16 protein-coding genes and 1 riboswitch are annotated in these 19386 nt (G+C 39.1%); of the genes, 14 read left to right on the forward strand and 2 right to left on the reverse strand.

Annotated features, from left to right (window positions below):
* Positions 1-88: 88 nt before the first annotated feature.
* Positions 89-2692 carry a winged helix-turn-helix domain-containing protein gene (locus DESYODRAFT_RS10970; protein ID WP_007782987.1) on the reverse strand — a complete coding sequence of 868 codons (2604 nt, stop codon included), beginning with the start codon at positions 2690-2692 and terminating at the stop codon, positions 89-91.
* An 895-nt stretch (positions 2693-3587) separates the two neighbouring features.
* Between DESYODRAFT_RS10970 and DESYODRAFT_RS28145 the strand changes: the two genes are divergently transcribed.
* Positions 3588-3728 (forward strand): hypothetical protein, encoded by a 141-nt coding sequence (locus DESYODRAFT_RS28145; RefSeq protein ID WP_007782988.1) that lies wholly within the window; start codon positions 3588-3590, stop codon positions 3726-3728.
* A 391-nt stretch (positions 3729-4119) separates the two neighbouring features.
* Positions 4120-4749, forward strand: coding sequence for a response regulator (locus tag DESYODRAFT_RS10975; protein WP_007782990.1), 630 nt, complete (start codon positions 4120-4122; stop codon positions 4747-4749).
* A 70-nt stretch (positions 4750-4819) separates the two neighbouring features.
* On the opposite strand, the gene DESYODRAFT_RS10980 is transcribed toward DESYODRAFT_RS10975, so the two are convergent.
* Positions 4820-5134, reverse strand: coding sequence for a DUF5658 family protein (locus DESYODRAFT_RS10980; protein WP_007782992.1), 315 nt, complete (start codon positions 5132-5134; stop codon positions 4820-4822).
* 463 nt (positions 5135-5597) lie between these two features.
* A riboswitch (cyclic di-GMP riboswitch) is annotated at positions 5598-5682 on the forward strand.
* Positions 5683-5732: 50 nt separating this feature from the next.
* Here DESYODRAFT_RS10980 and DESYODRAFT_RS10985 point away from each other — a divergent pair.
* The 12 genes from DESYODRAFT_RS10985 (at position 5733) to DESYODRAFT_RS11040 (ending at position 19375) form a co-directional block, all read left to right on the forward strand.
* Positions 5733-7061, forward strand: coding sequence for a sensor histidine kinase (locus tag DESYODRAFT_RS10985; RefSeq protein WP_007782994.1), 1329 nt, complete (start codon positions 5733-5735; stop codon positions 7059-7061).
* Between the two features lie 13 nt (positions 7062-7074).
* Entirely contained in the window at positions 7075-7995 is a 921-nt protein-coding gene (locus DESYODRAFT_RS10990) for an AraC family transcriptional regulator (RefSeq protein WP_007782996.1), read from the forward strand.
* Positions 7996-8189: 194 nt separating this feature from the next.
* Positions 8190-8819, forward strand: coding sequence for a response regulator (locus DESYODRAFT_RS10995; protein ID WP_007782999.1), 630 nt, complete (start codon positions 8190-8192; stop codon positions 8817-8819).
* A 321-nt stretch (positions 8820-9140) separates the two neighbouring features.
* On the forward strand, positions 9141-9752 hold the full coding sequence (locus DESYODRAFT_RS11000) for a response regulator (protein ID WP_007783001.1): 612 nt from the start codon (positions 9141-9143) through the stop codon (positions 9750-9752).
* Positions 9753-10109: 357 nt separating this feature from the next.
* Complete coding sequence (locus DESYODRAFT_RS11005; RefSeq protein ID WP_007783003.1) at positions 10110-10715, forward strand: response regulator; 606 nt, start codon at positions 10110-10112, stop codon at positions 10713-10715.
* A gap of 39 nt (positions 10716-10754) precedes the next feature.
* A complete protein-coding gene (locus DESYODRAFT_RS11010; protein WP_007783004.1) occupies positions 10755-12626 on the forward strand; it encodes a nucleoside-diphosphate sugar epimerase/dehydratase in 1872 nt (623 codons plus the stop codon).
* A gap of 33 nt (positions 12627-12659) precedes the next feature.
* Positions 12660-13817, forward strand: coding sequence for a DegT/DnrJ/EryC1/StrS family aminotransferase (locus DESYODRAFT_RS11015; RefSeq protein WP_007783005.1), 1158 nt, complete (start codon positions 12660-12662; stop codon positions 13815-13817).
* Between the two features lie 15 nt (positions 13818-13832).
* On the forward strand, positions 13833-14453 hold the full coding sequence (locus DESYODRAFT_RS11020; protein WP_007783006.1) for a sugar transferase: 621 nt from the start codon (positions 13833-13835) through the stop codon (positions 14451-14453).
* 10 nt (positions 14454-14463) lie between these two features.
* On the forward strand, positions 14464-15111 hold the full coding sequence (locus DESYODRAFT_RS11025; RefSeq protein ID WP_007783008.1) for an acetyltransferase: 648 nt from the start codon (positions 14464-14466) through the stop codon (positions 15109-15111).
* Positions 15112-15637: 526 nt separating this feature from the next.
* A complete protein-coding gene (locus DESYODRAFT_RS11030; protein ID WP_007783010.1) occupies positions 15638-16804 on the forward strand; it encodes a glycosyltransferase family 2 protein in 1167 nt (388 codons plus the stop codon).
* Positions 16805-16915: 111 nt separating this feature from the next.
* A complete protein-coding gene (locus DESYODRAFT_RS11035) occupies positions 16916-18271 on the forward strand; it encodes a phenylacetate--CoA ligase family protein (RefSeq protein ID WP_007783011.1) in 1356 nt (451 codons plus the stop codon).
* A gap of 54 nt (positions 18272-18325) precedes the next feature.
* Complete coding sequence (locus DESYODRAFT_RS11040; RefSeq protein ID WP_007783013.1) at positions 18326-19375, forward strand: glycosyltransferase family 4 protein; 1050 nt, start codon at positions 18326-18328, stop codon at positions 19373-19375.
* The last annotated feature ends 11 nt before the right edge of the window (positions 19376-19386 follow it).

The following is a 19386-nucleotide window of genomic DNA, read 5'->3' on the forward strand; positions in this document are numbered from 1 at the left end:
TCCTTTCTTGAAGGCAAGAAAGGATCGTTTTTATGGATTTGCAACACTTATATATAGTTATCGGAGGATAGTTATAATCATCCGCGCCTTACTCAAGCCGCAATTCCCGGGCTAACTTGACACACTGGGCCCTGCTTGTTACACCCAGTTTGCAATAAATATTGCTGGTGTGAGATTTGACAGTCCGCAAGGTAATTCCCATCTTGTGGGCAATCTCTTTATTGCTATAGGCCTCCAGCAGAAGTTTCAGCACCGTTTTCTCTTTATTCGTTAACAGCATTTTTGCCGTTGCCTCACTGGAGATAGCCGGCTTCATGGGCAAATTTTTCTGAGTTTGCCGGAAAATCTCTTTGGCGTAGACGATCAGTGCTTCAGGAGTATCGTAATTTTCCCCGTCTCCCCATTTTATTATGCAGTATCGCAACAGGTTCATCATGAGATCAGACTCGTCAAGATAACTCCTGACATACCCGGCTTCCCTCCCTATGCTTAGGGATTTTTCCAGATAATTTACGGCTTGGGGCATTTTATTAGTTTGATAGTACAGCATCGCCAGCAGGTTCAATATCTCTACCATACTGTGCCGCCTTGCCTTAAGTTTTGTAAAGGCGAGAAGCCTTGTCAGCAGCAGCTCGGCGTCATAGATCCGACCCATGGCCATTAATACCCGGGCATAGACAATCAGTTCAAATTCCCGGGTTTTGCTTATCTCCATGTAGCTGTCAAGTCTGGCGCTGTTAAACCACTCCTCCGCTTTTTCCATATCCCCGGAATCAAGATACAGACGAGTTCGGAAGGCTTGAAGAAGATAATTCCAGTGTACTTTACCGCTGTGCTCAAGTTTTTTTTCACAAGCCTCCAGGACTTCATGGGCACTTGTCATATCCCCCTTGACTTTTTTCATACGGGCCAGACAGACCATGGTTGGCACAAGGGCACCCGGGCAATTGGCAGACTGCGCCTCGTCCAGTGCTTGCACCAGATAGGGGAGGGCTTCTTCCAGCCGGTTGCTTTCATAAAGGTATTCCCCGACTAACAGGTGAGCATACCCGGGATTTCGGGCAATCATGGTTCGGTAATTTCCAATCATTTCCCGAAATCTATTCTGATTTTCCTTAAACAACTGTGACAATGAATGAAACGGGCAGCGGCAAAAGTAGATGTCCATCAAATTTAAGTCCAAGTAGTCAAGCACTTTATAAGTCTGCCCAGCGTTGACTTCAGCGGCCAACTTCACTTTCGCAAAAAGCTCTGCGATCTTACCTTCTCTGATGAGAAGATTTGCTTCGCATAACGTGAATAATGTCCTGGCAAAGTTGCTCAGTTCTTGATTAGAAGCGTAAGGTTGGGCAGCCAATAATCCTTCCATTTTGGCTAACCATTGTCTGGATAAGGCGAAAAGTTCTATTTGCGCATAATACATGACATACATGCCGGCAATCTTAAAGCTTTTATCCTTATAAGCTTCAGGCAGTTTCTCTATCCAGGAGAATGCCCAGACAAATTCATTGTTAGTTATGAAGGGTACCTTTACTTTTTGTTCAAAAAGGCTAACGGCCTCTTCATAGGAAGTACCCTGCAGATAGTGTTCAAAGGCCTTGACATTAAAACCATACTCTTTGTACCAGGTTGCAGCCCTGATATGCAACTCTGAAACTATGCCCGGATCAGACTTTATCAGTTGTTTAGACAAGATGTCTTTAAATAGTTTATGCCAGCGATACTCATGTTTCTCATCATCCAGCGCAATCAGGAAGCCATTCTTCTCATACATATCCCGCAGCATCCGGCTGCCCGTATTGTCCCCTGTGACAGCGTTGCATAAGGATTCGCTGAGTATGTCCAAAATGGAGGTTTGCAAAGCAAAGGACTTCATTTCTTCCGGCCAGGAGTCGATAACTTCAGTTTGGAGATATTGACCGATATCCCGCCTGCAGTGGGTCAGCCCCTCCATGGTTTTATGGTTTACCATATCCTTCTCCATGGACATGGCGATAGCCACCAAAGCTGCCGCCCAGCCTTCGGTATAACTTTCGACCTTTTGCAGAGCCGCCTGATCCATCATAAAACCTCTTGTCTGATAGAACTGAAAAAACTCTTCGTTCCGAAAGCGCAAATCTTCGGAAGTGATTCTGACCAGTTGGGATTTTATCCCCTGCTTGGTGAGATTCAGCTTGGGCTCGATCCTGCTGATGAGGATCAGATGCATTTTGGGCGGAAGATAGCTGATTAAATAGGATAACCCCTGCAAAATTGCAGGATCTGTCAGCCAATGAACGTCATCGAGCACGAGCAGGAAGTCGGATTCCTGCTCCAAGAGTTTGTTGATCAGGATACTCAAATGAATATTGGCTTTGAGCAGTTCATAGGATGAGAAGACATATTCTGTTTCTTTGCCTATCCCCAGGGCAATTTCATCGAGAGCTGCACAGATATAACGCCAGAATACCCTGGGGTTATTGTCTTCAGCATCGACCGACAGCCAGGCTGCCGGCAGCCCAGCCTGTGCCAGCCATTCGAGGACGGCAGAGGTTTTGCCATAGCCGGCAGGTGCCGTCACTGTGGTAACCTTATGGTTAAGTGAATTACCCAATCTCCGATGTAAGCGCCGACGCGGAATCAGATAAGAGCCGCCCCCAGGCTTGCTGTATTTCGTTCTTATCAATACGGGGCTGTATGCTGCTTCTTCCATTATTGGTTAATCACCTCATCATAAATATGAGTAAGCTTTCTACAAAGAAGCTATTAGTCTATGATCTAAATTCCCCGTATCTCCTATAGTTCCTTCCAAGAGTTACAAAAAATAAACGAAAGATTCGGTAAAAGTAAGAAACCTTTCTCTGGAGCACGCGTCCACGAGAACATCAGGAGAGCTTTTATGGAATTAGGAATTAGAAAGCCTTATCCCTTTCCAAGAGCACGCCGAAACACAACAAAGATAACTGATTAGCACAAAACGTCCTTTACTGTACCTAGGTATGATGTGCTGTGGAAGAATTTTTGGTATGATTCTATACGAAAAGGTAGCCCCTTTTCAATCTTTGGGGAAAAATAAGCCAGAGCGTGAAATCTTAAGGGAGTATTCCTGATTTCACACTCTTATTGTTATATAAAGCTTTTTTCCTCATGACTTCATAGGTCTGTGTCTTAATGAAAGATTTTAGTCTTTGTTTCTCAGGATAAACATAGTTTAGCTTTTAAAGAAATTGAACATCGCTTCGTTATTTGGTAAGATAAGGTCCAGAGACATCTGCTTCCTCCTTGAGATGGATTTGTTGTGGTAGACTTATTTTATACCACAGAAGGAAGCCGTTGGTCTCTATTTATTTTTGGTAAAAGATTGGAAGCAATTTTGCTCGTTTATAGTATACAATATCAATTTACTCTGCCCCGACCTTGAGTTTCACCAAAGTGAACGTGTTGACAAAGCTTTATTTAATGTAGGGATCGGTATCTCATACCTTTGGCCGATGTATCTTTCGCAAAAAGGTCGTAAAATAAAGAGATTAGAATTGGTACAGTTATACCGGGTCACAGCTTACTTTAGAGAATTTAAGGTAAACTGAATGATTAAAGGATTGATGTAAATGCTAGTGAACCTCAAACGATTGTTGAAAAAAGAGCTATGCGCAATCCTCAATGAAATTGGTGGGGATAGTTTGATTTTAGATGCCGGTGAAAGATATTGTACGGAATTGGATTGGTCAGCCACTGTCTTTCGGAAATAATGATTTCTATGTTATCCTCTATTGGTTTAATGGTACGGTTTGTTTTTTCTGTTATCGGGGCTCAGGTTTAATCAATCTTTAATGCTTCATAGCTTGCTAAGTCGCCTGGGAAACCAATCTATTTTGCTTGAATAGGGAAGCTTGACCCGCTAATGAAGTCTCTTAACCTTTGCCAGTTTAGACCAAGAGACTTCGGTAACTCGGTAAGACGCTACTAGACAATGCGTCACATATTTAGTTTGAGTTTTTTTGTTGGTTGTAACGTATTCTCGTACAATCATAGTTAATTAATACAAAGGAAAACCCAGGCGATTTAGACCTAGGTCTGGCGAAAGTCGGGTTAAATAAAAGCGCGAAGATCACTAGTAAAAAAGTATGGGGGAGGAGCATCATGAACGTAGTGTCAATTGATGATTATCCATTATCAAGACAGGGCCTTATGGCAGTTCTTGGGTTAGAAAGTGAGTTTGAGTTTGCGGGGGAAGCTTCCAGTGTTAAGGAAGCACGTGAAGTTATTTTCAGATTAAAACCAGAGATTATTATTATAGACCTAAAGCTAAAGGATGAAAGCGGTTTTGATATTATCTCTGAAGTCAAAGAGTTAGATAGTGATTGTAAAGTTGTTATATTAACTTCTTCATTAGACCCGGATGACTTTAAACGTGCGTCTGAGTTTGGTGTTGATGGGTATATTCTAAAAGACGCTATGCCAGAGGAAATAGTTAATGCTGTTCGGCTGGTCAGTAAGGGGAGAAAGTATTACGATCCGTCTATTATGGAAATTGTAATGAAGAAAGAAAACCTGCAGCATAATGTTGAAGAGTTAACGTCTAGAGAACTAGAGGTTCTGGCAGCGTTGGGTAAAGGTTTAAGTAATAAAGATATAGCTGAGCAGCTATTCATTTCCGAGTATACCGTTAAAAAACATGTTAGCCAAATTTTCGGTAAACTTGGACTAAGCTGTCGTACACAGGCAGCGCTTTATGCAAATAAACATAAACTTGGAAGTTTATTAGTGTAATCTAATATTGATGAGTAAAAAAGCCACTGCCTGAGCATTGGCTTTTTTGTGTTATCAGATCTGGTTTTCGCTACAAATTTAACCACCAATAAAGATGCAGCAGATTTGTCAATAAATAAATCACTAAGACCAGACTAAGTGAATATTTAACTAATCGTTGCGATTGTTCTCGTGCTATCCAACAAATAACTCCCATAAATAGGGGGAGTAATAACTTAGCACAAATGACACTACTAGGGTTCATAGTGATAAGACCCCGCATTAATGGATTAGCCTCTTCAATAACCTTTAGATTCAGCCCCCAAAAAGTTAATAGTCCATCGAGTGCATTCAAAATAAAAAGAATACCCGAAGCAAAAATAATTCTTCTTTCATACACTTTCATAAATTGCTCCTAGAAAAAGATTTAACTTTATGTCTATTATCTGTTAGTTTTTCGTATTAATCGTCCTACATAGGGTTAACTAGAGATAGCCAAATAGGCGCTTTTAGCGGTATTATTGAGGTGAAATATTGAGTCTACTTTTGGGTAGAAAAGTATACTTCAGTACTATACCGCGTGAGGCCCTGATACATAGAGCCAGGTATAATCAGAAGCTATATCCGGGTCGGAAAATGTAGATATAAGAATAATGAAACAAAAACAAAAACAAAATTTGTGATTTAAGCGAAAGAGAAAGCAGAAAACCTCCGAAAAAAGCGAATAGAGAAAAATGCTGGTGGAAATAAATGGTTGACAAAGAAGTTTCGTAAATTATAATAGTATTATTAGAAGATTGCGAGAAATACGTCGTGTTTAAGATGGGTGTATTTTTACACATTCAGAAGGGTTATGGGATTTTAATGGCATGTACGTGTGAGACAATGAATTGCAGTTTATAATTGGTCACGAAGAATTGCAAGGAGTCAAACGTGAAACCGGCACACTCATATTTGAGTGTGCCGTTTACGATTCGGGTCCATGAATGAAATGGGAAGGTAGAATGGGGGTGAGAAAGATAACGAATAATGAGATCCGTATGATAGGTAATCTCTGTTGGCTTGTTCTTACAGTTAATTACCTATGGGTGGATGAATCGATTTCCTTAACTAACAAAATACTTAAGATAATCCTCATTTATGTGCTGGCAGAAATTATAACTGGTATGTTGATTGAACTTAACAACATGCGTGAACATACCTTAGCTCTTCGTCAATCAAACGTTAAATTCGAGTCGGCAGTTAATGAACTTATACAGTTTTATCATTCAATTGATTTTCAGAAAAGTTCGAATAGTACATCTGATATTACACGTGAATTGTGCGAGTATATAATCAAAATATCGGGAGTTGATTCGGCTTTTGTATGGCTCTATTCACAAAATGGAGATAAAAACTCAATCCTGCTAACACCTGAAAACAAACGCCAAGAAGTCGTTATTGCAAATGAATCAGGACAAGTTTGGGATAATCTTCGAAATGAAGAAGAAGCTGCATTAGTTCAATTCGGAGATACATGGTATTATTTAGCCCCAGTTAAAACGGCAACATGTTTTTATGGATTTATAGGAGTATTTTGGGATGAGGCCACTAGTGCCAAGTTCAAGGAAAGACTCCACCAAAACGTCAGACTCCTTGCGGAATGGAGTGCAATTATCTATGAGCGGGTGGACACAGATAACAGGGCAGTAAAATCGATGATTGAAGCGGAACGAAAACGCATAGGTGAGGAAATTCACGACCTTAGTTCTGGACGTCTTTTTAGCGCTGTTTGTGCCACGTCTGCTTTAGCAAAGTCCGAAAAAGTAGATATAAAAGATCGTGAACAACTTAAGCTTATCACAAGTACAGTTAATCAAGCGCTCAGCGAGCTTCGTTCAATAATCTACTCACTCAAAGTTACTTCTGATAAAGATTGGCTCCAGCAGATAAAACGCTACCTCTATGAGGTCGAAAGACTTCATGGGGTTTCCGTCTCTTTAGTAATTAGTGAAATGGATGTAGACCTTGGAGGACAACAGGCTCGAGCGTTGTATCGGATTATTCACGAAGCAGCAAATAATGCCTTGAAACATGGCCGATGTAAAAATTTAACGGTTGAATTCATGAATATAGGAGAGGAATTACATTTAACGATTACAGATGATGGGAAAGGTTTTGAACCGATAAATAGCGCCGATGAGCACCAGGGTTTAGGGTTAATCAATATGACTAGTTTAGCTCATTCCATTAATGCAATCTTATCTATTGAAACTCACTTGGGGCAAGGTACCCTGATAAGAATCGTTTTGCCAAATGAAAGTGCGGGGATCACTATGTTGAAAAGCGGATAAAACTGAGGTGGTTATGGCTGTGCGTCCCGAAAAAATTGAATTTGAAAATGGAATATCAGTCAAAGCATATGTCAGAGGATGTCAATATCCCTACCACTGGCATGATACGCTGGAAATTATTCAGGTGCTGAAGGGGTCAATCAATATCGATGTTGGCGATCACAACCTTACGCTGCATGAAAATGATATTGCAATCGTAAACATGGGCGAGCTTCACCGTATCACAAAAACTCATGAGGATAATAAAATTCTGTTTATACAAATTGATGGATGTTTCTGCAGCAGCGTCCTGCCGGATGACGAATATCTGTTTTTTTACTGCTGCTCCGCTTACCATGAAACGGAAGCACCACAAAAATATAAAAAACTTAGGAGATATACTGCCCTGCTGACATCGGCGTTAATGGATAATCCCCGTGGAGAGCATAAACAAAATATCGAAAGTATTCTGGTGGACATGCTGGACTATCTTACCTATAATTTTGATTTTCTGCGCTGGGGTTATGGAACTACACCCTTTACTGAAAAGCTTGTAAATAGGCTCAAGCAAATAGCTAAATATGCAATCAGCGATCTTGATGTACAGTTGAGGCTGAAAGAACTGGCCGTTGAGGTAGGCGTCAGCTTGCAGCATTTAAGTCATGATATAAAGGATAAATTCGGATTAACCTTTCTGGAATTATTATATTACAGTAGATGCGCATATGCCGCAAAGCTTCTGTTAAGTACGGATGCACGGATAATCGATATTGCTATGGCGTGCGGATTTTCTGATACAAAATATTTAGTTAAATATTTTAGACAATACTTTCATACCTATCCTTCGGCGTTTCGTAAAGTGCACCGGACGGATATCCAGACCCTTTCATCCCAGGTGGAATACCGCGAATATCCTCTCTCTCATGCATTGAGCCAGAGAAATATTTTAGAATAAAAATATTCTCCATCTTAATTTCGTCATGACGTGATTTCTTAAAATGAAATAAAATAAATGCAAACTAGAGGTGTTATAAAATGGCTGAACAATTAGACGTTTGGAATACTTTGTGGCAGTGGATAGACTATGCGTCCAAATGTAGATTGTTCATCGGAATGTATATTGTAAAAAACGTATGGTGAGGAAGCATTATGAACGTAGTGTCAATTGATGATTATCCATTATCAAGACAGGGTCTTATGGCAGTTCTTGGGTTAGAAAGTGAGTTTGAGTTTGCGGGGGAAGCTTCCAGTGTTAAGGAAGCACGTGAAGTTATTTTCAGATTAAAACCAGAGATTATTATTATAGACCTAAAGCTAAAGGATGAGAGCGGTTTTGATATTATCTCTGAAGTCAAAGAGTTAGATAGTGATTGCAAAGTTGTTATATTAACTTCTTCATTAGATCCGGATGACTTTAAACGTGCGTCTGAGTTTGGTGTTGATGGGTATATTCTAAAAGACGCTATGCCAGAGGAAATAGTTAATGCTGTTCGGCTGGTCAGTAAGGGGAGAAAGTATTACGATCCGTCTATTATGGAAATTGTAATGAAGAAAGAAAACCTGCAGCATAATATTGAAGAGTTAACGTCTAGGGAACTAGAGGTTCTGGCAGCGTTGGGTAAAGGTTTAAGTAATAGAGACATAGCTGAGCAGCTATTCATTTCCGAATATACCGTTAAAAAACACGTTAGCCAAATTTTCGGTAAACTTGGACTAAGCTGTCGTACACAGGCAGCGCTTTATGCAAATAAACATAAACTTGGAAGTTTATTAGTGTAATCTGATATTGATGAGTAAAAAAGCCACTGCCTGAGCATTGGCTTTTTTGTGTTATCCAATTATTCAAGGCATTGGGCATTGTAATGGTACTACTAAAGTATAGTTTCTGTTCTAATAACTGGCGGAGATAATCTACGTCTGTATACCGAAAACAGTACCTAATTGGTCATTTGAAGTTATGCAAACGTATGACGATTAAAAGACAGAAATAATTAATAATAGACGTAGAGTCAAATTTCAATTCTTATGCTTTCGTAATTTAAGGTGGAACGTGCGAGATTGTTAATAAAGGCAAATAGTCCTTAGGAGGGACGATGAATTGTGAGGTTTGTATGTGTTGATAACTTTCCATTATCGAGACAGGGACTTATAAGAATTTTGAAGTCAGAAGACGGATTAGAATTTGTAGGTGAGGCTGCTTCAGTTAACGAAGCAAGGGATGTCATTGTAAAGCTATGTCCAGATATAGTGATTTTCGATTTGAGGCTTAAGGACGAATCCGGTTTAGATATCTTAATGGAAATGAGGAAATTAAATACTAGCTGTAAGTATATGGTTTTGACATCGTCACATGAGCCTGAGGACTTTATACGAGCTAATGAGTTAGGCATAGATGGATATATTCTAAAAGATGCAATGCCAGAGGAAATTCTAAACGCTGTTCGTTCAGTGGCGCGAGGAAGAAAATACTATGACCCGGAAGTTATTGAATGGGTTCTTAAAATACAAAATCAGTATGTTGAGCAACTAACCTCAAGAGAGCAGGAGGTTCTAACGGCAATCGGAGCAGGTTTAAGTAATAAAGATATTTCAGAACGGTTATTCATTACGGAATATACGGTTAGGAAGCATGTGAGCCGGATTTTAGCTAAACTTGGTCTCCATCGTAGAACTCAGGCTGCACTTTATGCAAGGCCGCATAAGAATAGTTAAGCTAATTTGCAAAGTTACAATATTCTTTGTGCCATGAAGGGTACTAATTGATGAGTGATATTAATTCAATTAGCACGCGTAGTTCCGTATATAGGGGCCCTTATTGTTTGATTGGGATGATATTGAAGTGATAAATGGTACTTAAGTGTAATCCATATACCTCATTATGATGTTAAGAATACTCCTTTTGTATAAGACGTATCTATGCTTTCGAGTAGTTAAAAGGAGTTCGTTTGAGTGAGGAAAAAGGTTAAAAAATAAACAATAATTAACACAAAGGTATCGTATAAAAGGGACCCGTAACTATGTCGATTAGATTATCTTAGAGGATACTTGTTTCATGGGAGGGTTAGTTTTTTGACGGTTATAGCTATAGATGGTTTTCCATTATCAAGACAAGGATTAATGGCAATCTTGGGGCTGGAAGAAGGGTTCGAATTCGTAGGTCAAGCTTCTTCTGTGAAGGAAGCTTTAGATCTGATTAGACGATCGGATCCGGATATCATCATTTTGGATTTAAAACTTAAAGATGAATGCGGCTTAGAAATCTTGTTAGAGATCAAAAGGCTAGGCTCAAGATGTAAATGTGTAGTGTTAACCGCTTCATTCGATCCGGAGGATTTTCGACGTGCTAGTGAACTGGGCATTGACGGATATATTTTAAAGGATGCAATGCCCGAGGAAATTATTTCTGCTCTTCGCTTAGTAAGTAAAGGTCGGAAGTATTACGATCCTGCGATAATGGACCTCGTTGTGAATCAATCGAAAATGAATGATTCGAATATGTTAACGCCAAGAGAACGAGAGGTACTTAGAGCACTCGGAGTTGGATTAACGAATAAGGACATCGCTCAGCAATTATTTATTTCTGAGAGTACAGTCAAAAAACATGTTAGCCAGGTGCTGGCTAAACTCGGTTTTAGTCGGCGTACGCAAGCAGCTCTTTATGCAAAAACCCATTAAACCGGAATAGTTACTTAGATTATAAAGGAAGGTCCCACAATGAAATTTAGCCGGAGTTCCTTAGTTTTAATCTTACTTGATGCGGCCCTTATTAACCTGGCTGCAATAGGTAGTTTTTATCTACGCTTTGAAGGTAATATCCCGAGGGAATATTACTGGACTTATTATCATACCGCTTGGGCAGGTACGCTTATATATCTATTAATCTTTTCATTCTTTGGCTTGTATAATCGGCTTTGGCAGTATGCAAGTATAAGCGAACTCCTTTCAGTTATATTTGCGGTTTTTGTTGGAACAAGTAGTGTGGTACTGGTGGTATATTTCTTAGCGCCAATGCGGTATCCAAATACAGTAGCAGTATTATTTTGGCTGACAACCACTTTTATGATAAGTGGGTCACGTTTAATCTTGAGGATAATAGATGATGCTGTTTTAACTATTCCGATTCCAGGTATACCTAAGAGAGTTCTGATCATAGGTGCAGGAGATGCGGGGGCATTGGCTATTCGGGAACTTAAAAATAGCAATTATAGAGAAGGGTATCCCATTGGGATCATCGATGATTCTCTGCAAAAACAGAAACTTAAACTAATGGGTATTCCTATTCTGGGAACGAGGAAGGATATCCCACACGTTGTTAAATCACATAAGGTAGAAGAAGTAATTATAGCAATGCCTTCAGCTCCAGGTGCTGTTATAAGAGATATTGCAAAGATTTGCGAAAAAAGTGGTGCCGTTATCAAGATTGTGCCTGGTATTTATAACTTTTTTAGCGGGCAGATCGATACTTTGCAAATTCGTCAGGTGGAGATTGAAGATTTGTTAGGAAGAGATCAACTTAACCTGGATATCGATGAAGTAGCAGGTTATCTGGCAGGAGAAACAGTCATGGTTACGGGGGCCGGCGGATCCATTGGATCAGAGCTATGTCGGCAAATATGCAGGTTTAACCCTGAAAAACTCATTCTTGTTGGGCGAGGGGAGAATAGTATTTTTGATATCGAACAAGAATTGGGTTCGGAATTTTCAGATATAAATGTAATAACGGAAATTTTAGATGTTAAAGATCGTGAAAAAGTTGAACTGGTTTTCTGGAAATATAGACCCGGCGTAGTCTTTCATGCGGCTGCCCATAAGCATGTCCCGCTGATGGAACGAAATCCAGAGGAAGCTTTGAAGAACAATATTTTAGGTACCTATAATGTTGCAGAAATCTCGGATTTGACCAGAGTAAAAACGTTTGTACTTATTTCTACAGATAAAGCCATCAATCCAACGAGTGTTATGGGGGCTACAAAACGAGTGGCAGAGATGATTATTCAAAGCTTAGATCTGCAATCTCAGACACGTTTTGTTGCTGTGCGATTTGGTAATGTCTTGGGAAGCCGAGGAAGTGTCATACCTACGTTTAAGAAGCAGATTGCCAAAGGCGGCCCAGTGACAGTGACTCATCCAGAGATGGTTCGTTACTTTATGACGATTCCGGAGGCGGCTCAACTCGTTATTCAAGCTGGAGCAATGGCCGAAGGCGGGGAGATCTTCATTCTTGATATGGGAAAGCCAGTTAGAATTATTGATTTGGCAAGGGATCTAATTAGGTTGTCAGGGCTTGAGGCGGATGTGGATATTAGGATTGAATTCACAGGGATACGTCCTGGAGAGAAGTTGTACGAAGAGTTACTCACAGCAGAGGAGGGGAGGACAAGTACGAAGCATCAAAGGATTTTTGTGGCAAAGCCGAGCGCGGTAGATATTGCGGGAGTTGAATTATTAGTTCAGTTGATTAGGGAGAGGGGTTCGTTTTTAACGAGGGAGGAGATTGAGCAGGAGTTGAGTGGGGTTGTGTCTGGGTTTCAACAGCTTCAAGGGAAAAAACACAATAAACAAAACTCAATTTTCAATATAGTTTAATTAACAAATTTAAAGGGAGGAAGGGATTTTTAGATGATTCCGTTGTCAAGACCGGATATCACAGAGAGAGAAAAGCAAGCAGTACTAGCTGTCTTAGATTCAAATTTCTTGAGCTTAGGGCCTAAATTAAGAGAATTTGAGGAGAAAATGGCGGCTTATTCAGGAACGGAGTATGCCATAGCATGCAATAGTGGGACTAGTGGTTTACATATGATTATAGCTGGGTTAGGAATAAAAGATGGCGATGAAGTTATTACTACACCATTCAGTTTTATTTCCTCAAGTAATTGCATGTTGTTTGAACGTGCGAAACCAGTGTTTATCGATATTGATGAAAATACCTATAACATGGATACATCCCAAATCGAATCAAAGATCACGGAGAAAACAAAAGCGATTTTGCCGGTCCATATTTTTGGACAACCTGTGAACATGACTGACATCAGACAGATATCTCTAAAATATGGCTTGCATATTATCGAAGATTCCTGTGAGGCGATTGGGGCTGAGTGGAATGGTAAGAAAGCTGGAACAATGTCTGAGGCCGGTGTCTTTGCCTTTTATCCGAATAAGCAAATGACTACAGGTGAGGGTGGAATCGTTGTTACAAACAACAAAAACCTTGCGAAGTTATGTTATAGTCTACGGAATCAAGGACGTGGAATTGATACTCAGTGGCTTAATCATGTTCGGTTAGGCTACAACTATCGAATGAATGATATTAGTTGCGCACTTGGTATTGCACAATTAGAGCGTATTGATGAGATTCTCGCTGCTCGTCAACGCGTTGCAGACGCATATATGGAAAGATTTAAAGAGGTTGAAGGGGTTATTCTTCCGACAGTTGACGAGAGAGTAAAAATGAGTTGGTTTGTGTTCGTAATACGATTTGAATCATGGATTGATCGGAATGTCGTTATGGAAACACTCTTAGGTCGGGGAATTGGATGCAGGCCTTATTTTACGGAGATTCATCTTCAGCCTTTTTATCGGGAAATGTTTGGCTATAAGGAGGGGGATTTTCCGATTACAGAACGCGTTGCGAGCGGCACTTTAGCTATTCCATTCTTTAATAGTATTACCGAGGAACAAGTCGATATCGTCGTGGATGAGGTAAAGCGAGCTATTCGATATGCATCTATTGCGGATCGTGAAACGCGGCTGAAGAAATTGTGGGAAGATGTGATCTAGGAGTGTAGCGACGCTATGAAATACATTAAGATTAAGCGGGTTATGGACTTTATCTTTTCGTTGATTTTGTTGATTGTAATATCTCCCATCATGCTCTGTGCAGCTGTTGCTATAAAATGTGGGGGGCAAGGTCCAGTGCTCTTTAAGCAAGAGCGTCCAGGTAAAGATGGAGTTATCTTTACAATCTATAAGTTTCGGACTATGCGTTTGGAAACGGAGAAAGATGGTCACCCCCTATCCGATATGGAACGTATGACTCGAGTCGGTATGATGTTAAGAAAGCTCAGTATCGACGAACTACCTCAGTTATTAAATATATTAAGAGGAAATATGAGTTTCATTGGTCCTCGACCTTTGTTAATTCAATATCTTGAGCGTTATACTCCGGAACAAATGCGCCGTCATGATGTAACACCGGGAATATCTGGTTGGGCCCAGATCAATGGGCGCAATGGAATAGATTGGGAAACGCGGTTTGAATATGACTTGTGGTATGTAAAAAACATTTCGTTTTTGACTGATTTGAAGATTTTCCTAGGCACATTGGCGGTGATTCTGGGCACACGAGGTGTAAATCAATCTAAGAGTCAGACGATGGAAGAGTTTGGCGTGGCAACAAAAAGTCTGAAAGGCTAGTGAGTGTACCTTGGGCAAACTTCTTATTTTGGGTGCTGGTGGACATGGCAAGGTAGTTGCAGAGTGTGCCTTGTCATTAGGAATATATACGACAATTGCATTTTTAGATGATGATGAAAAAGTTATTGAGGAATCCATCCTAGGGTCATGTCCAGTTATTGGAACATTTAGTGATGCTGGTAGTTTTGTTCATAAGTTTTCTGAAGCATTTGTGGCTCTTGGGAACAATCGGTCAAGAGTTAGGCTTATAACCTATCTTAGGGAGATAGGTTATAAGATACCCTGTTTAATTCACCCTGCTGCGTATGTTAGCAAATCTGCTCATATTGAAATTGGGACGGTCATAATGGCGGGAGCTGTTGTTAATGCAGATGCACATATTGGGGTGGGTGGAATCATTAACACGGGTGCGTCTGTTGATCACGACTGCGTGCTCGGTGTAGGTGTTCACTTATCACCTGGAGCGCGGTTAGGTGGGACTGTGACTGTTGGGGACTATACTTGGATTTGTATGGGCGCTAATGTTGTGAATAATGTTCATGTAGGGAAAGGAAGCGTTGCTGCAGCAGGGGCTACTGTGATTAGAGATGTTGGTGATAATTTGCTTGTTGCGAAGGTGCCTGCTAGGGAATTGAAAAAGACCGACCTAAAGAGATAGTTGATCAGCACAATTGGGAATACGAGGATACAACAGTTATCCGACAGTTAACAATCTTAAGGGTTAAATATTTTAGCATAATACACCCTACTGTAAGGCTGTCAAAATATGTTGAGATTGGGGTGCGTTCCATAATATGTGTTGATGAGAATACGGTTGTTGTAGGGTTCCTGCAAAGGCATTAAAAAATGACTAAGTTTAAGGAGTAGATCATCGGTTTACTGAGGTTTTTTCTTGCATGTATAACTTGTCATCGGGGGCGTAGTTAGGAGGGACAAGCTAGGCAGCGTGATTATAAATGCTAGCGCTAATTTGCTTGTAGGGAGGATGCCTGTGAGGGAATAATTGAGTTAGAGCTTTATATTCACTTGAATTATCGTTGAATGTCACAGTGGTTGTTAGCCTAGGATTTTAACATAGGGTTTAGCTAATGTAGCAAAGCAGCAAAAATAATTTGAGATGTCTATGCAGAGCTGTATAGGTCCCAACGGAGAAGATAAGACAAAGATGTTTAGGAGAGAAGATAATGGGTCTACTATTAAAAACTCTTTTTTACTCAAGCGGCTTTATTATAGTGTGGGCAATGGTAGGATACCCATTATCACTGAAGCTGATTGATAGATTATATAAAGGGGAGCAACTGAAAAAAGATTATTCAATTCAGCCGACCGTAACGGTTATGGTTGTAGCCCATAATGAAGAGAAAGTTATTCTGGAAAAGATGAACAACATTCTAGAACTAGATTACCCGCAGGAAAAAATTGAGTTTTTGGTTTCTTCCGATAATAGCACTGATAGGACAAATGAAATTGTAACGAAGTTTATAAAAGAACATAACGAAAGGAGAATCAGATTATTTGAAGTTATATTACGTAAAGGTAAAACAAATGCTCAGAATGAAGCCCAAAAGACAGTTACTACCGAGTATCTGGTTATGACAGACGCTAACGCAATGATGGACAAGAATTCAATTAAGGAATTAATGGCAGCATTCACTTCAAATAATATCGCCTATGTGACAGGGAGATTATCAATTGTTAATCAATATGTAAATGAGGTCAGCATTTCAGAGTCGAGGTATTGGGATAACGATCTTGCAGCCCGGGAAATTGAAGGAAGAATACAGACCATCACAGCAGGAAATGGTGCAATCTATGCATGCAGGACAAGTGATTATTATGACTTTAATCCAATTCAGTGCCATGACAGTGCTATGCCGTTGTTTTACGCGTTACAAGGTAAACGAGCGATTTGTAACCATGATGCTATAGCCTATGAAAAAGCCGGTGAGGTAATCAAGGATGAATTTAACCGAAAGGTCAGAATGAGTCGAATCATACTTAAACACATATTGCCGGATATAAACATCCTTAATATTTTTAAGTATAGATGGTTTTCGTATTTTTACTTCGGCCACAGAACATGTAGGTATCTATTATGGCTTTCCCACTTGATAGTATTCGTGACGAATGTATTCTTAATTAAAGAGTCCTGGTTATATGCTGTAACTTTTACCGCACAAGTACTGTTCTACCTTTTAGGGATTATTAGAGGGGTTACAAAAGCCAATAATAAACAGCTGACCATGATTTACTACTACTGTATGACGATAGCAGCCCAATGGGTAGGTGTGTATAACACTTTGACTGAAAGGACTAAGCCATTCTGGGAAAAAGCAGAAAGTACTAGATAGATAAACTAAAGTGTGAACAGTAGAATTGCAAAAGAATATTGCGTGAAATCTATACTGAATTATTAAAATGATTTACACAATATTACAATAATATTTTGGTGAGGTGGTTTTTTGAATAACTCCTTGCTTAGGATCTACCTTAACTCTCCTTTCATTTTAAAAAGAGTTTTTGCAAATATCGAAGCAGTAAGAAGAGATCGCTATCGTAGATTTGAGGATTCTAGTAATGGTTCAGCTGAAGTTGATTATGGTAAAAGTTTGGTCAATGAAAAATTCAATTTTGATATTAATAAAATCAACACTTTACTTAAACAGGCATCATGTAATGTTAAATACTATAGCTTTCTAAAGGAGCATGAAGTTAACTCTGTTGAAGACTTTGAAAAAATACCTTTATTAACCAAGAGAATAATTTCATTAAATCGAGAAGTGCTAATATCAAAAAAGATTAGAAATAAAAAAGAACTTTGGAATGGTTCATCAAGTGGATCAACCGGAACCCCATTAAAGTATTACAGAGATAAAAACAGCATTTCTAGTGAACGATTGAGTTATGATAGTTACTATAAATATTGCGGATGTGATTTAAACAAAAAGCGTGTCCGAATTTCTGGTGTCAAAGTAGCTCACTTCGATCGAAAAAAGCCACCATATTGGTTGTATATTGATAAATATAAGCAACTTCAATGCAGCACCTACCATATCTCTGAAAAAAGTTATACGGATTATTTACTAGCGTTTAATAGAGTAAATGCAGATTTTGCTACAGGATTTCCATCGGGGTGGTTCGCATTAGCTGAATTGATGGTAGAACATAAGGTAACGTTTGATAAATTTAAAGCTATTGTGACCGATAGTGAGGGCCTATCTATGGAACAGCAGAGAACGATAATGAAAGCGTTTAATTGTCCAGTCTATCAAACCTACGGACTAGGCGAAGTGGGTATGTGTGCTGTTCAGTGCCAAAAAGGTAATTTCCATATATTGTCGACCCATTATGTGGAAATTATTAATAGTAATGGTGAAAAAGTTATTGACGGGGAAGATGGAGAGATTGTTGTTACGGATCTTAATAGCGCTAATTATCCATTTATTAGATATGCTACTGGGGATTTAGGCATTATGCATCATAATGATTGTGGTTGTGGAATAAAAACCCCGTACTTATCTAAGATTATTGGCAGAGTGGAGGATTATATTCTTACTAAGAATGGTAGGAAAATCACGAGGTTGACGATGATTGTCAAACCAGCTGTCGGAATTAAAGAAAGCCAGATAATTCAAGTTTCGAGAGATGAAATTGTTATAAATGTGGTTCCGGATTTCAACTTCGTCGAAGAGTCTATGAGGCTTGTTCTAGAAACGGCTAAAGAGTTTGTGGGGGATATGATAGTAACTTGGAAAACTGTAGAAAGACTTGAAAGAATGCCTAGCGGAAAATTGAAGTTCTTGATAAAGAGGATTTGAAACTAAAATTTATTTCCTGAATTGATGCTTATACTTTAAGAATTTGGAGGAATTATGCATAAGGTTGCTATGATAGGTCATTTTGGTGGCGATAGGGACTTTTCGGATGGACAGACTGTAAAAACAAAGGAATTGTACAACTTTATTATCCGCGAATATACATCAAATCTTTGTGTTTTAGATACCTTTAAAATAACAAGAAATATTTTTAAGCTTATAAGAATGATAAATAATACCTTAAGAAATAGTGAAAAAGTAGTATTAATTGTTTCATCAAGGGGTTATAAAGTTCTGTTGCCCATGCTTGTTTTATTAAATCAAATTTATAATCGGGATATTTTCGATTTTGTTATAGGAGGGTTTAGGCAAAACCACCTAAAAAAAAGTTGGATTTTGCGTTTGTTTTCAAAGCGATGTAAGATGATTTATTTGGAATCGCATGGGTTAGTTAATGAATATAAAGCCTTAAAAATCGAAAACTGTGTTTATTTACCTAATTTTAAAACACTAAATTTAACTTCAGATAAAGAAATAAATCATAGGTTAGAAAAACCTTTTAAACTATGTACATTTTCTAGAATATGCAAAGAGAAAGGTATCGAAAATGCAATTGAGGCAGTCAAATTATTAAATAAGAAACTTGGAAAAGTGGTATATGAGTTGGATATATTCGGAATACCGGATAAAGCTTACATAGAACGATTTGACAAATTAAAGACCCAGTTTCCTCCATATATTCATTATAAGGGATTGGTTGATTATCGTAAAAGTACTGAAGTCTTAAAACATTACTACCTGTTACTTTTCCCAACTTATCACAATGGAGAGGGATTTCCAGGCACATTGATTGATGCATTTGCTTCGGGGTTGCCAGTAATCGCCTCTGAATGGAATTGTAATGCTGAGATTATAGAAGATGGCAAAACAGGACGGATAATTCCTGTTAAAGATGTAGCGGCATTAAGTGAAATTCTATTTTATTACGCTGAGCATCCGGCAGAAGTTATGGAAATGAAAAAGCATTGTATAGAAGAAGCATATAAGTACACGCCAAAACAGGCTTTGAAGCCGTTTATAGATAAATTAAGAGATGGAAAATCTTAAGATATGGAGAA

Origin of the sequence: Desulfosporosinus youngiae DSM 17734, from assembly GCF_000244895.1 — a bacterium.
Taxonomy (GTDB): domain Bacteria; phylum Bacillota; class Desulfitobacteriia; order Desulfitobacteriales; family Desulfitobacteriaceae; genus Desulfosporosinus; species Desulfosporosinus youngiae.